The organism is Roseateles sp. P5_D6, from assembly GCF_054049415.1.
Map to the genome: position 1 here is coordinate 15,621 of NZ_JBFUMK010000037.1, position 14,516 is coordinate 30,136.

Annotated in this window: 8 protein-coding genes; 5 read left to right on the top strand and 3 right to left on the bottom strand. The window is 66.1% G+C overall.

Annotation, left to right across the window (positions count from 1 at the left end; translation table 11 throughout):
• The first annotated feature begins 13 nt into the window (after positions 1 to 13).
• Positions 14 to 2,173 carry a copper-transporting P-type ATPase gene (locus tag ACXJKM_RS29295; protein WP_457356570.1) on the top strand — a complete coding sequence of 720 codons (2,160 nt, stop codon included), beginning with the start codon at positions 14 to 16 and terminating at the stop codon, positions 2,171 to 2,173.
• A 102-nt stretch (positions 2,174 to 2,275) separates the two neighbouring features.
• Here ACXJKM_RS29295 and ACXJKM_RS29300 read toward each other — a convergent pair whose 3' ends face one another.
• Complete coding sequence (locus ACXJKM_RS29300; RefSeq protein ID WP_457356571.1) at positions 2,276 to 4,240, bottom strand: family 43 glycosylhydrolase; 1,965 nt, start codon at positions 4,238 to 4,240, stop codon at positions 2,276 to 2,278.
• Positions 4,241 to 4,590: 350 nt separating this feature from the next.
• Here ACXJKM_RS29300 and ACXJKM_RS29305 point away from each other — a divergent pair, with 350 nt between their 5' ends.
• From ACXJKM_RS29305 to ACXJKM_RS29320, 4 genes are all read left to right on the top strand, one after another.
• Positions 4,591 to 6,180 (top strand): glycoside hydrolase family 43 protein, encoded by a 1,590-nt coding sequence (locus tag ACXJKM_RS29305; RefSeq protein ID WP_457356572.1) that lies wholly within the window; start codon positions 4,591 to 4,593, stop codon positions 6,178 to 6,180.
• 67 nt (positions 6,181 to 6,247) lie between these two features.
• Positions 6,248 to 8,200 carry a glycoside hydrolase family 127 protein gene (locus ACXJKM_RS29310; protein WP_457356573.1) on the top strand — a complete coding sequence of 651 codons (1,953 nt, stop codon included), beginning with the start codon at positions 6,248 to 6,250 and terminating at the stop codon, positions 8,198 to 8,200.
• 139 nt (positions 8,201 to 8,339) lie between these two features.
• Positions 8,340 to 9,959, top strand: coding sequence for a glycoside hydrolase family 43 protein (locus ACXJKM_RS29315; protein WP_457356574.1), 1,620 nt, complete (start codon positions 8,340 to 8,342; stop codon positions 9,957 to 9,959).
• 59 nt (positions 9,960 to 10,018) lie between these two features.
• Positions 10,019 to 11,554 (top strand): alpha-N-arabinofuranosidase, encoded by a 1,536-nt coding sequence (locus ACXJKM_RS29320; protein ID WP_457356575.1) that lies wholly within the window; start codon positions 10,019 to 10,021, stop codon positions 11,552 to 11,554.
• Positions 11,555 to 11,576: 22 nt separating this feature from the next.
• On the opposite strand, the gene ACXJKM_RS29325 is transcribed toward ACXJKM_RS29320, so the two are convergent.
• On the bottom strand, positions 11,577 to 12,929 hold the full coding sequence (locus tag ACXJKM_RS29325; RefSeq protein WP_457356576.1) for a hypothetical protein: 1,353 nt from the start codon (positions 12,927 to 12,929) through the stop codon (positions 11,577 to 11,579).
• A partial coding sequence (yicI, locus tag ACXJKM_RS29330; RefSeq protein ID WP_457356577.1) for an alpha-xylosidase occupies positions 12,926 to 14,516 on the bottom strand: 1,591 nt, incomplete at its 5' end. The genes yicI and ACXJKM_RS29325, both read right to left, overlap by 4 nt.

Genomic DNA, 14,516 nt, shown 5'->3' on the forward strand with positions numbered 1-14,516 from the left:
ATTGGAGAACACGATGGACCATCGTCACCATGATCACGACACGCATTCCGCAAGCCCTTCGCAACCCGGTGGCGCCACGATCTACACCTGCCCGATGCATCCTGAGATCCGGCAGGACCACCCGGGCAATTGTCCCAAGTGCGGCATGACCCTGGAGCCGCTGATCCCGGAGGCGACAGCGGAAGACGACAACCCGGAGCTGCGGGACTTCTCCCGCCGCTTCTGGTGGACCCTGCCATTGAGCGTGGTGGTCATGACTCTGGCGATGGCCGGGCATCGGTTCAGCCTCATGGACCCCGCTCAGCAAAGCTGGCTTGAGCTGGTCCTGGCTTTGCCGGTCGTGTTGTGGGCCGGCGGGCCCTTTTTTGAGCGGTGCTGGCAGTCCCTGGTTCATCGCAGTCCGAACATGTGGACGTTGATCGGTATAGGCACCGGCGCGGCGTTCGTCTACAGCGTGGTCGCGACGGTCGCGCCCGAATTGTTTCCGCCGAGCTTTGCGGCTCATGGCCGGATTGGCGTCTACTTCGAGGCGGCGGCCGTCATCATCTCGCTGACCCTGTTGGGGCAGATGCTGGAACTCAAGGCGCGGTCGCAGACCTCCGCGGCCATCAAGTCACTGCTCGGGTTGGCGCCCAAAACGGCAAGGCGGATCGAACCGGACAGCAGCGAATCAGATGTCCCGCTCACGCATGTGCACGTCGGCGACCGCCTGCGCATCCGCCCCGGCGAGAAGGTCCCCGTGGACGGCGTCGTCATCGAGGGGACGAGCGCCATCGACGAGGCCATGCTGACCGGCGAGCCGGTCCCCGTGACCAAACGCCCCGGCGACAAGGTCATCGGCGCCACCATCAATACCTCAGGTTCACTGGTGATGCAGTCGGAGCGCGTGGGATCGCAGACCATGCTGTCTCAGATCGTGCAGATGGTCGCCCAGGCTCAACGCTCCAAGGCGCCCATGCAGCGAATGGCCGATCAGGTGGCCGGCTGGTTCGTGCTGGTCGTGATCGGCATCGCGGTGGCGGCCTTCCTCGCCTGGGGCCTGCTCGGCGGTGAGCAGGGTTGGCAGTTTGGGCTCATCAACGCGGTGTCGGTCCTCATCATCGCCTGTCCCTGTGCACTGGGCCTGGCGACACCGATGTCGATCATGGTCGCCACCGGCAAGGCTGCAACCCAGGGCATCCTGTTCCGCGATGCCTCGGCCATCGAGAACTTCCGCCGGCTCGACACGATGATCGTCGACAAGACGGGCACGCTGACCGAAGGCCGGCCGGCCTTCGACCGCGCCGTGGCGGCGCAGGGTGTGACCGAAGACGAGGTGCTGCGACTGGCGGCCAGCCTGGACCAGGGCAGTGAGCATCCGCTCGCGCAGGCCATCGTGGATGCGGCGCGCGCCCGCAAGCTCGCGCTGTCGCCGGCGGTGGACTTCGAGTCCTCCACGGGCATTGGTGTCAGAGGTGTCGTCGAGGGCCAGAAACTTGCATTCGGCAACGCGGCGCTGATGGCGCAGGACGGCGTGGACGTGTCGCTGTTGCGTGCGGCCGGCGAGGACCTTCGCCTGCAAGGCAGCAGCGTGATGTTCCTGGCTCAACAGGGGCGCCTGATGGGCATCCTGGCCGTGTCAGACCCCATCAAGGCGAGCACGCCCGAGGCGGTCCAGAGCCTGCATGACGCGGGGATGCGCGTGGTGATGGCCACCGGCGATGGCCTGACCACCGCGCAGTCCGTCGCAAAGCAGTTGGGCATTGACGAGGTCCATGGCGAGGTCAAGCCGGCCGACAAACTCGCGCTTGTTGAACGGCTGCAGCGCGAGGGCCGCGTCGTGGGCATGGCSGGCGACGGCATCAATGACGCSCCGGCCCTTGCCAAAGCCGATGTCGGCGTGGCCATGGGGACCGGTACCGATGTGGCGATGAACAGCGCCCAGGTGACGCTCGTCAAGGGCGACCTGCGCGGCATTGCCCGGGCGCGAGGCATCTCCCAGGCCACCATCGCCAACATGCGACAGAACCTCGTATTCGCCTTCGTCTACAACGCACTCGGCGTGCCGCTGGCGGCCGGCGCACTCTATCCGTTCACCGGGTGGCTTCTGTCGCCCATGATTGCGGCGCTCGCGATGAGCCTGTCGTCGGTCAGCGTGGTTTTCAATTCTCTGCGGCTGCGGGGCCCGCAGTGAGCGGCCCCTGGCCTGGGAACTGCTGATTCGGCCAGTCACGATGGGCCAGGCTGAGTGCCGGCCGGCACCGTTGACTTCCCGGATTCGCCGGCACGACCCTATTTACTGCGACCAGGTGAAGCGCGCGCCGTCGCTGTTGTCCGGCATGGGGCCAGGACTGTCGGCGCGGATATCCCCGGTCTTCGGATCGATGCGCAGGAAGCGGTTGGTGGCCAATGACATCAGCACCAGTTCACCCGTCGGGGTTTCAATCCATTGGAAGCTTTGCGCCGTGCCCGGCTGGCCGGCCACCAGCGTCACCCCACCGTCCTCGCCGACCGTGACATGGCGTCGGCCCGATCGCAGGGCGACACGGCCCAGCTTGCGGTCGACGATCTCGAACCGCGTCGGCGCATCCGAAACCAGGCGCCCACCGCTGGCCGCCAGGCCGGTGCTCGCGTGAAACGACGTCAGCCGGACTGATCGGCCATAGGGAATGGGCCGCATCAGGCCGCGGATATGTGGCTGATGGACGTCGATGCTGTCGAAATCTGCGACACCGCCCTCGGCGCCGGTCGTGTTGTAGTTGAACAAGCTATAGCGAACACCTTGGAAGGTGAAGGTCTGGTAGAGCAGCACGACCTCGTTGCCGATGGGCGTGAAGGTGTTGCCGTCGACCGAATAGCTGAAGCGCGCCCGTTCGGTGAGGAAGTCGCAGTCGGCCCGCAACCAGATGCGCGTTCCGGTCATCTTCACCCGCACCCGCTGATCCAGGCGCTGGTCGTAAAAGACGACATTGAGTTCGTCGGCGAGTTTCTCGACGCCCAAGGTCGCATAGGGCAGATTGAGCAGCCCAAGGCCCGCGGTGTCGCCCGTCTTGAGGTTCGACACATCGAGCAGGACGGTCGGCGTCGACATCGGCCCGATCGCTCGCTGCGTCAGCGTGTTGCGCGCGTCGTAGAACGAGGTCGCCGCGAGGGCGTGCAGCCGCAGGAAACCGGGCCGTTCCGACAACGACCACTTGTCGTCGACCGGGACGTGGTTCCACTGCCACAGGGGTTGCAGCTGCGGCGCCGAGAAGTCGTCGCTGCGCTGAAAGGGCACACGCACCGGCTGCGGCGTGGCAGTCTTGGGCTTCACCCACGTCCGCGGCGTGCGCGTCAGGTTGCCAGGCAGGCCAAAGTAGGGCCAGCCGTCCTTCCAGGTGATCGGAGACAGGCTGAGCAGGCGACCGACGGAGTTGAAGTCCATCATTGAAAAGCCCCACCACTCGCCCGCAGGCGTCTGGATGATGCCGCCCTGGTGCAACGCCAGGCTGTGGTTGGCGGCGGGGTCGGGCCCCCAGGTCTCGAACGGCGGCTGGCGCGTGCCCAGGCGCAAGCTTGAGGCCATGCCGAAGTCCTCATGCAAGCTGATCGCTTGATGGACCTCGTAGGGCCCCAGCACATGATCCGCTCGCGCCGCCGGCATGCGAAAGCCGCCCGCGTAGTTGGCGCTGATGATGTAGTACTTGCCGTCGATCTTGTAGAAGTGCGCGCCCTCGCCCATGCCGGCGTCCTTGGTGAACAAGACGCGCTCGGTGCCCGGCACGATGTCGGTCAGGTCGTCCGTCAGCTGGGCCAGTCGCATCGTCTGGTGATCCCAGACGACATAGGCCTTGCCGTCGTCGAACAGCACGGACAGGTCGTGGAAGCTGCGCTTCATCGGCGTGCGTGTCCAAGGCCCCTTCGGATCGGTGGCCGTGAACATCTGGGTCACCTGGCCGTTGACGTTGGCAAAGATGTAGAACTTGCCTTCGTGATAGCGGAAGGACGGCGCCCAGATACCCAGGCCATAGATGTGGTTGCCGCCCTCCAGCCGGAAGGCCGGGCCGAGGTCGAGCTTGTCCATCGCGTAGGCAACGAACTCCCAGTTGACCAGGTCTTTCGAGCGCAGGATCGGCACGCCCGGCATGGTGTGCATGGTGGTGCCGGTCAGGTAGAACCAGTCACCGACGCGGATCAGGTCCGGATCTGAAAACTCGTCATAGAACAAGGGATTGGTGAAGGTGCCGTCGCCGTTGTCCGGCGTCCAAGTGGCGGTCGACAAGCCCTTGGACGCGCTTGCCTCCGGCCCCCCGCGATTCAACGCAGATGCCGACGCGGCGCATGGCAACAGCGTCAAGACGATGCATGACACCAGCCCGGATATGAAAACTACGGGCGATCTCGACCCCTGTCGCATGACGCTTCACCTCTCAGAGTGACCAATTCGAACTGACGCTAGTGAGCGTGCAGCAGGCAATTTTTGACCGTATTTGGTACGACCAAATTGCAGCCGTAGCATAAACTGGTCAGACCTCTTTCGGATTTGGTATCCCGTGTCGTCATCCGGACTCCGGCTGCAAGACCTCTCCGGGTGAGCACCCGCAACCCTGTCCTGATGGTTCACACCTCGCCATGCGCCTCGTCACCCAGTTTCACCGCATCGCCCTTTGCTGCGCCGCCCTCGCCTGCGGGGCCGCGCCGGCTGCCGAACCGGCGCCCGGCGCCAATCCGGTGCTGCGTGACCGCTTCACCGCCGACCCTGCACCGCTGGTCGTGGGCGACACGGTCTATCTCTACGTCGGCCGTGACGAGGCCAAGGGCGACGAGTTCTTCCGCATGAACGAGTGGCTGGCCTATTCCTCCAAGGACCTGCGCCACTGGACCGCCCACGGCGCCTTCATGAAGCCTACCGACTTCAAGTGGGCGGTGGGTGACGCCTGGGCCGCGCAGGTGGTGCAGCGCAACGGCCGCTTCTACTTTTACGCCACCGTGCAGCACAACGACACGCAGCCGGGCAAGGCCATCGGCGTGGCGGTGGCCGACAACCCGCTGGGCCCGTTCAAGGATGCGCGCGGCTCGGCGCTGATCACCGATGCCACGACGCCGGCCCCCTACGGCTGGAACGACATCGACCCCACCGTCTTCATCGACGACGACGGCACTGCCTGGCTGGCCTGGGGCAACCCGGTGCTCTACCTGGCCAAGCTCAAGTCGAACATGACCGAGCTGGACGGGCCCATCGAGAAGATCGCGTTGCCCAACTACACCGAGGGGCCGTGGCTGTCCAAGCGCAAGGGCATGTACTACATGACCTACGCGTCCATGGCGCACCAGGGGCTCGCCGAGCATCTGTCCTATGCCACCGCGCCCAGCCCGCGCGGGCCCTGGACCTACCAGGGCACGCTGACCGGCACTGCCAAAAACAGCTACACCATCCACGCCGGCGTCATCGACGACTTCAAGGGCCAGTCCTACCTGGTCTATCACAACGGCGCGCTGACCCTGCCGGATGGGGAGACCGGCGCCGGCGCCCGCCGCTCCGTCACGATGGAATACCTCTACTACGACGCCGACGGCCGCATGTGGCCCGTGACGCAGACCGAGGCCGGCGTCAGCACGCCGCCCAAGCCGCCCACCGGCAAGGTGCCCGCGCTGGCGGACCCGGGCCGCTCCGACCCCCGCGTGGCCGTCCAGCAGTTCGCCCAGGGCTATCCCGAAACCTGGCCGGGCAGCCCGGCGCTGGCCTCGGTCACCCGGCCTTTCGAGCAGGCCCCTGAACCCGTGGGCTTCCATCGCGACGGCGGCGGCGCCAGCCGCCTGGTGCAGACCTTCGTGCCGCGCGCCGACATCGCACTGGGCCGCCTCAGCCTGTACGCGGGCGACGGCCACGGCACGGATGCCACGCGCAGCTTGCGCCTGTCGCTGCGTGACGTGGAGGCCGGCACCGAACTGCTCGGCGCCGGCGAGGGCCTGGCCATCGCCTACCGGCCGCAAGGAGCAGGGCTGCTGAGCTTTGACTTCAGCGCCCATCCGCTGGTCGTGCTGAAGTCCGGCCGCCGCTATGCGCTGGCGCTGCAGGGCCAGAAGGATGCGCTGACGATCAATCTGCGCGCCAGCCGCAGCGACGTCTATGCCGGCGGCGAGGCCAGCCTCGACGACCGGCCGTTGAAGGACCGTGAGGGCCGCCCTGCGGACTTCGCGTTCGCGCTCTACGCGCGCTAGCCATGCGGAGCTGGCCCCAGGCCGCTGGGTTCGCCATCGGCGGGTCGGACATGGCAACCGTATCAATATGAAAACTCAGAAGATCACCTGCAAGGTATCGACCGCCGGTGTCGCCCGGGGCGACGGGGTCCCGGCGGATCAACTGCGACGGCACCTGCTGCAAGCCATCGCCGTTGCGCCGCTGCTGCTTGGCATGCCAGCCGAGGCCGAAGAGAGAGACAGTGAGAGCGAAACCGCGCAGCCTTTCCCCTTGTCGGATGTGCGGCTGCTCGACGGTCCTTTTCGCAAGTCCCAGAGCCTCAACGCGCTCTACCTCGAGTCGCTCAACTGCGACCGCTTGCTGCACAACTTCCGGAAAAATGCGGGACTCGCTCCGAAGGCGCCGGTGTACGGCGGATGGGAGGCGGAAGGGCTTTGCCCAGGGCACACCCTGGGCCATTTCTTAAGCGCCTGCTCGATGTTGTGGGCGTCCACCGGACGGGAGGCGCTGCGCGCCAGGATCGACTACGTCGTCAGTGAGCTACAGGCCTGCCAGGAAGCGGCGCCCGGCGGCCTGGTGTGCGGCTTCCCCGATGGCGATACGCAACTGCGCAATTGCCTGGCAGGCCGCCCTGTCGTTGGGGTGCCCTGGTACACCCTGCACAAGTTGATGGCCGGCCTGCGCGACGCGCATCTGCACGGGCGGAATGCCCAGGCGCTCGCGGTCCTGGTGCGTATCGGCGACTGGGTCGACGAGGCCGCGCGGCCGGTCGACGAGCCGCGCTTTCAAAAAATGCTCGATCTCGAGCACGGTGGCATGGCCGAAGTGCTGGCGGACCTGCACGCGCTGACCGGGGAGGCGCGCTACCTGCGCCTGGCTGAGCGCTTCAGCCACCGGGCCCTGCTCACGCCGCTTGCCGAAGGGCGCGACACCCTCGACGGCTTGCACGCCAACACGCAGATTCCCAAGGTGATCGGCTTCGCCCGGCTGCACGGACTCACGGGACAGGCGCATTACCGGCAGGCCGCGCGCTACTTCTGGCGCACGGTAGTCGAGCAGCGCTCGTTTGCGACGGGGGGGCATGGCGACAACGAGCATTTCTTTCCGCCCGCCGAATTCGAGAAGCATCTGGCCTCGGCTTCGACCATGGAAACCTGTTGCACCTACAACATGCTGCGTCTGACGCAAGCCTTGTTCGCCGCGCAACCATCGGCCGCCTACGCCGACTATCACGAACGTGCCCTGTTCAACGGCATCCTCGCCTCCCAGGACCCGGACAGTGGCATGTTCACCTACTTCCAGGCCACCCGGCGCACCTATCCGAAGCTCTATTGCACGCATGAGCATTCGTTCTTCTGCTGCACCGGCACGGGGATGGAAAGTCACGCCAAGCACGGCGATTCCATCTATTTCCACCGTCGGGAAGTGCTGTATGTGAATCAATACATTGCGTCGGATCTGCATTGGGCCGACCAGGGTGTGCATCTGCGCCAGACGACCACGTTTCCCGAGCGCGGCGCCAGCCGCCTGACGCTGCGGCTGGAGCGGCCCACAAAGCTTGTCCTCAAGCTGCGCCACCCGGGCTGGTGCCGGCAGATGAGCGTGCGCTTGAACGGCCGCAAACTCATGGCCAGCGACAAAGCCGGGCGCTACGTGGAGCTCGCGCGCACCTGGCGCGACGGCGACGTACTGGACGTCGACCTGCCGATGCATGTGCATCTGGCACCGTTGCCGAACGCGCCCCAGATTGCGGCGCTCATGTACGGCCCCCTGGTGCTGGCCGCGCGCGTCGCCGGCCCCGCCATGGCGCCCGGTGCCGATCTGGTTGCGTGGAACGTGTCTTATGGCAAGACGTTCAAGGAGCCGCTGGAGATCCTCCCGCTACCCCTGCCTGGCGCCGGCCTTGATGGGGCGGTCCGGCGCGGTACTGGCCCGCTGATGTTCCATCTGAGCGGGCCGGGCCTGGGGGAGGGGTACGAACTGCTGCCGTTCCACAGAATCGCGCACGGCTACTACAACTTGTACTGGCAGGTCAGCTGATGTGCCCTTGACTGGCGAGCGAGAAGTTGGGCGGCACGAGGACATGCACGGCAACTGGCCGGCGACCGAAGCCCTGACTCGCAGTGATGACCTCCACAGACAAGACCTTGGACCAACCCTGACAACCTGACCCCACCCCATGAGCCGACCGATTTCTTCCCTCCTGCTGGCCCTCGTCCTTGCCTGCATCACGTCTCAGCCCCTTTCAGCGGCACCGGCCCCTAAGGAGATGCAGGTCGATCCTGCTCATAACCCTCTTATCTGGGCCGACGTCCCGGACATCGCCATCATTCGCGTAGGCAAGACCTACTACATGAGCAGCACGACGATGCACATGAGCCCGGGCCTGCCGATCATGAAGTCGACGGACCTGGTCAACTGGACCATGGCCTCGTACGCCTATCAAACCCTTGCCGACAACGAAGCCTTGCGCCTCGAAAACGGCAAGAACGCCTACGGTGAAGGCTCCTGGGCCAGCAGCCTGCGTTACCACGACGGCGTGTTCCATGCCTCGACGTTCGCCGCCAACACGGGTCGCACTCACATCTACACCACGCGCGATCCAGAACGCGGCCCGTGGAAGGAGACGAGCTTCGAGCCCTTGCTGGGTGACCACAGCCTGTTCTTCGACGATGACGGTCGCGTCTACATGGTCTACGGGGGCGGTCGCATCATGCTCACCGAGATGAAACCGGATCTCTCCGGCATCAAGCCCGGCGGCGTGAACAAGGTCATCGTCGAAAACGTCAACGCCCTCTTCGGCGCCGACCAGGGCGGGCTCAAGGGCGAAGGCTCGCAGCTTTTCAAGGCCAACGGCCGCTACTACCTGTTCAACATTGCCTCACCCGGCAGCCGTTGGGCACGCACCGTCACCATCCACCGCGCCGACGCCATCGACGGCCCCTACGAAGGTCGCATCGCGCTCGACGATCGCGGTATCGCCCAGGGCGGCCTCATCGACACCCCGGAAGGCAAGTGGTACGCCTATCTCTTCAAGGACAACGCCGCCGTCGGTCGCATCCCCTACTTCGTGCCGGTGACCTGGAAAGACGGCTGGCCCGTGCTCGGCGAAAACGGCAAGGCACCCATGACGCTCGATATCCCCGCCGGCGCACAGGGCGTCTCGGGCGCCTCCGGCATCGTCGCCTCCGACGAATTCGACCGCCGGCCCGGCGACCCCGCCCTGCCCCTGGCCTGGCAATGGAATCACAACCCGAAGCCCCATGACTGGTCGCTCACCAAGCGCCCGGGTTACCTGAGCCTCACCACCAGCCGGGTCGTTTCCACGCTGCTCGAAGCCCCGAACACGCTCACTCAGCGCACCTTCGGCCCGAGCAGTTCGGCCACCACCAGCATCGACGTGAGCGGCATGAAAGACGGCGACTGGGCCGGCCTGGCGGCTTTTCAGCGGCAGTATGGTTTTGTCGGCGTGAAGATGAGTGACGGCGCCCGATCTCTCGTCATGGTGAGCGCCGAAACCGACAAGCCTGAAGAGATCGCCTCCATTCCCCTGACTGGCAAGACCGTTCATCTCAGGGTCGACTGCGAATTTGAGCCTGCACCTGAACTCGCCCGCTTCTCCTACAGCCTCGACGGTAAATCCTGGACCCCCATCGGTCGTCCCTCTCGCCTGAAGTACACCTTCCCGCACTTCATGGGCTATCGCTTCGGCCTCTTCTATTACTCGACCAAGACGGCCGGCGGCCGTGTCGACTTTGACTACTACCGCGTCGGGCAAGGGACGGAAGACCGTCGCTGACAAGGCGCGATCACTTTCCGCCTTCCTCCACTTGCGCCCCACTTGAATAGACAACCCCTGTGAACTCCATCAAACACAGCCTCGCCGTTCTCGGCCTGATCGCGGCACCGGCTTTTGCCGCCAACCCGGTCAGCATCAACATCGACGCCGGCAAGCCCGGCCCGGTCATAAGCAAGTACGTCTACGGCCAGTTCGCCGAACACCTCGGCACCGGCGTCTACGAAGGCATGTGGGTCGGCACCAAGTCGAACATCCCCAACACCCGGGGTTGGCGCAATGACGTCGTCGGCGCGCTCAAGGAGCTGCATGTGCCGCTGGTGCGCTGGCCTGGCGGCTGCTTCGCCGACACCTACCACTGGCGCGACGGCATTGGCCCGCAGGACAAGCGCCCGAGCAACGTCTGGGGGACCCACGTCGAAGAGATCAACGCCGTCGGTACGCACGAGTTCTTCGACCTGATCGAGATGATGGGCGCCGACGCCTACGTCAACGGCAACGTCGGTACCGGCAGCGTGCAGGAGATGGCCGACTGGGTCCAGTACATGACTGCGGAAGGCGGCTCGCCGCTGGCCAGGCTGCGCGCTCAGAACGGGCGCGAGAAGCCGTTCAAGGTCGCCTTCTTCGGTGTCGGCAATGAGCTGTGGGGCTGTGGCGGCAACATGAAGCCCGAGTACTACGCGAGCCTGTACAGCAATTACGAGCATTTCCTGTGGGCGCCCGAGAAGTCGCGGCCGAAGATGATCGCCAGCGGCGGCAGCGGCTTCGACACCGCCTGGACCCAGGTCCTGAGCAAGGAACTGAAGGGCCGCACGATCGGCATCACCGTCCACCAGTACACCGTCCCGACCGGCAACTGGGACGTCAAGGGCAAGGACCTCGGCTTCAAGGAAGGCGAGTGGATCTCGACCCTGGCCAATACCTTGAAGATGGATCAGCTGATCAAGGACCACGTGGCCGTGCTGGACAAACACGACCCCGAGAAGAAGATCGGATTGATGATCGACGAGTGGGGCACCTGGTATGACGAAGTGAACCCCAGGGGCGGGCTGTTCCAGCAGAACTCCCTGCGCGACGCGCTCGTGGCGGCACTCAACTTCCACATCTTCCATCAGCATGCGGAGCGGGTCCCCATGACCACCATCGCCCAGATGGTCAACGTCCTGCAGGCGATGATCCTGACGGACAAGGAGAAGATGGTCCTGACCCCGACCTACTACGCCTTTCAGATGTATGCGCCGTTCCAGGATGCCAAGTCGCTGCCGCTGGCCATCAAGGACAACACCAGCTACACCCTGGGCGCTGTGACCATTCCGGGCGTGAGCGCTTCGGCGGCGCGTGCCAAGGACGGCAAGGTGTACCTGGCGCTGGTCAACACCGATCCGTCCAAGGCGGTCGATGTCGCCGTCAACGTTGCGGGCACGAAGGTCAACGGTGCGGCAGGCAAGGTGCTGACCTCGGCCGCGATGGACGCGCACAACACCTTCCAGGATCCGCAGGTCATCAAGCCGGCGGCGTTCAGCGCGCGTGCCGCGGACGGCAAGCTGTCCATCAAGGTACCTGCCAAGGCCGTGATGGTGGTCGCGCTGGAGGAGTGAAGGCTTGGCGCGCGGGCTCTGCCTAGAGCCCCTGGGGCAGCACCCACTCGATGCCGATACGGCGCGTGGCCGTTCCGTCGCGCAGTTGCGCCGGGTCGGGGGCAGCAGCGGGGGTGGTGGCGGCGCGAGCCAGGCTCACGGCGTCCAGCTCGCGCTCCAGAGCCAGGGCCGGCACACCGCGCACGCCGGCCGCCATGATTTCGCGGCGCTGCACGAAGCTGCGCACGATCTTGCCGGCAGCATCGAGATCCTGTTCCACGACGACCGTGCCCGCAAGCTCGGCGCGGCGCGCGAACAGCGGAAAGCCGTTCGCGTCGGTCGCGCCCGGGCCACTGCGCGGCACATCGGGCAGCAGATAGCCCGATGAACGCACGGCCATGGCGGTGCGCCAGGCATGCAGCGCACGCGGCGCCGTCATCCGCTGGGTGCGTACCTGCTCCTGGCTCCACCAGCGCAGCAGCTCGCAACGTGAAGCGGGTGATTGCGCGGCATAGGTCCAGCCCGGCGCCTGCAGCGCGTTGCGCACCTCGGGGGCGAGGCTGGAAGCGTTGCCCGGCGGCTTGGGCAGCGCAGCGACCAGCTCATCCTCAAACGCGCGGTCCGGCGAGGGCGGCACCTGCCGCGGGACCTGACCCCATCGAGCCAGGCGCGCCGCCTCGCCCTGCCAGGCGGCGTCGCGCTGCTCTGCGGGCAGCGCCTCGATCAGCTGCGCCACCTGCGCCACGGGCCGCGGCTGGTCGAGCCGCTGGCAAATGGCGGGTGTCTTGAGCGCATCGATCCAGATCGTGTCGCTGGGGTGCGGCGTTGCATCGGCTTGCCACAGCGCCACTTCGTTGAGCACGCGATTGCTCAATCGCTGCGCAGCCACTTCCGCCCGCAGCTCGCCCTTGCCCTGCGCGGTTTCATCGGTCAGCCATGCCGCCCAGCCGGCCTGTGCGCGCTCACGTTGTTGACGCAGCACACCCTCGGCCACGCTTCGGTGCTCCGGAGAAAGCTTCAGGTCGGCAGGCAGCTGGAACATGCCCGCCAGCAAGTCCACCGGCTGGCGCAGCAGTCCCGCATCGCGCTCCAAGCGCTCACGCAGCTTTGCTCGCTGTTCGACCATCAAGCGGCGTGCGGCTTCGTCACGCTGCTGGTCGATCAGCTCCTGCGCCATCTGCTTGTTCTTGGCCGCAGCCGCCGCTTTGTCTGGGCTCTGCCCCTCGGCCGTCACGCCGCCAACGCGACCGGGCTCCATGCCGGGAAAGGTGCCGACCTGAGCCAGTACCGCAGCCGGTGCATGCAGGAGTGCCGCGAGCGCAACCAGCCGCAGAGAAAACCGCCGGCCAGAACCCGGCACGACGTCACCGCAACGTCGAACGAGTGATGCTTTCATGGACGCTCCCAGTTCAAGGTTTTGCCCTCGGCCAGCACCGGGCTGCGCCGCCCGTCCACCTCCAGCCCCCAATCGCGCAGCGCACCCTCGCTGACCTGCGCCGCGTACTGCCCGCCCTTTCGGCTCACCGTGCCACGCGCCGCAATGCTGCCGTCCGCGCCCACGACCGTGAAGGCCGCGCTCTTGCCGTCATCCAGCTCGAACACGCGCAGCACCGTGCCGCGGGCGTAGTCGTAGGCCGGCTTCTCGGTCTCGGCGCCCCAGGCGATGACGCTGTTCGGTGCCGCATAGAGCGGCATCGACAGGAAGCCATGCACCTCGCGATGCCAGCGGCCGCCTTCGCRCTTCTCGCCGCTCAGCAGATGSGTCCACGTCCCTTCWGGSAGGTAGAAGTCCACCTCGCCGCYCTCKGTGAASACSGGYGCSACCAGCAGGCTCTCGCCGAGCTGGTACTGCCGGTCCAGCGTCGCGCAGGCCGGGTCCTGCGGGTGCTCCATCAGCATGGCGCGCATCAGCGGCACGCCGGTCTGSGTCGCCTCATGCGCCTTGGCGTACAGATACGGCATGAGCTGGTGCTTGAGCCGCGTGAATGCGCGCAGCACGTCGCAGCTCTCTTCGTCCACGAGCCATGGCACCCGGTAGCTGCTGCTGCCGTGCAGGCGGCTGTGCGAGGACATCAGGCCGAACTGGATCCAGCGCTTGTAGACGGCCGGCGGCGGGTTGCCYTCGAAGCCGCCRATGTCRTGGCTCCAGAAGGCGAAGCCGCAACTTGTGAGCGACAGGCCGCCCCTGAGGCTCTCGGCCATSGAYTCAAACGTGCTCCAGCARTCRCCSCCCCAGTGCACCGGGAAGCGCTGGCCSGAGGCRTAGGTGGAGCGGGCGAAGACGATGGCGTCGCTGCCCTGCACTTCTTCGAGCAGCTCGAAGACGGCCTGGTTGTATTGCAGCGCGTACAGGTTGTGCATCTCGACGGGGTCGGAGCCGTCGAAGTAGGTCACGCCTTCGCTGGGGATGCGCTCGCCGAAGTCGGTCTTGAAGCAGTCCGCACCTTGCGCGATCAGGCGCTTCAGGTGGCCCTGGTACCAGGCCTTGGCGGCCGGGTTCGTGAAGTCCACGATGGCCATGCCGGGCTGCCACTGGTCGGTCTGGAAGGTCAGCCCGTTGGTTCTCTTGATGAAGTAGCCGTGCTTGACGCCTTCAGCAAACAGCGGCGACTTCTGCGCCACATACGGGTTGATCCAGAGGCTGATCTTCAGGCCCTTGGCGTGCAGGCGCGCCAGCATGGCCTCGGGCTCGGGAAAGCCGCGCGGGTCCCAGGCGAAGTCGCACCACTGGAACTCGCGCATCCAGAAGCAGTCGAAGTGAAACACCGACAGCGGCAGCTCGCGGCGCGCCATCTCGTCGATGAAGTGGGTGGCGGTGGCCTCGTCGTATTGCGTGGTGAACGAGGTCGTCATCCACAGGCCGAAGCTCCAGGCCGGGGGCAGCGGGGCGCGGCCTGTCAGCGCTGTCAGTCGGCCCACGACGTCCTTGGGCGTGGGGCCGGCAATGACGCAGTAGTCCAGGCTCTCGCCTTCGCGGCTGAAC

Bases quoted from the DNA above. Each gene is read 5' to 3' on its own strand.
- ACXJKM_RS29305 (WP_457356572.1), top strand. From the start codon at position 4,591: ATGCGCCTCGTCACCCAGTTTCACCGCATCGCCCTTTGCTGCGCCGCC.
- ACXJKM_RS29310 (WP_457356573.1), top strand. From the start codon at position 6,248: ATGAAAACTCAGAAGATCACCTGCAAGGTATCGACCGCCGGTGTCGCC.
- ACXJKM_RS29325 (WP_457356576.1), bottom strand. From the start codon at position 12,929: ATGAAAGCATCACTCGTTCGACGTTGCGGTGACGTCGTGCCGGGTTCT.
- ACXJKM_RS29315 (WP_457356574.1), top strand. From the start codon at position 8,340: ATGAGCCGACCGATTTCTTCCCTCCTGCTGGCCCTCGTCCTTGCCTGC.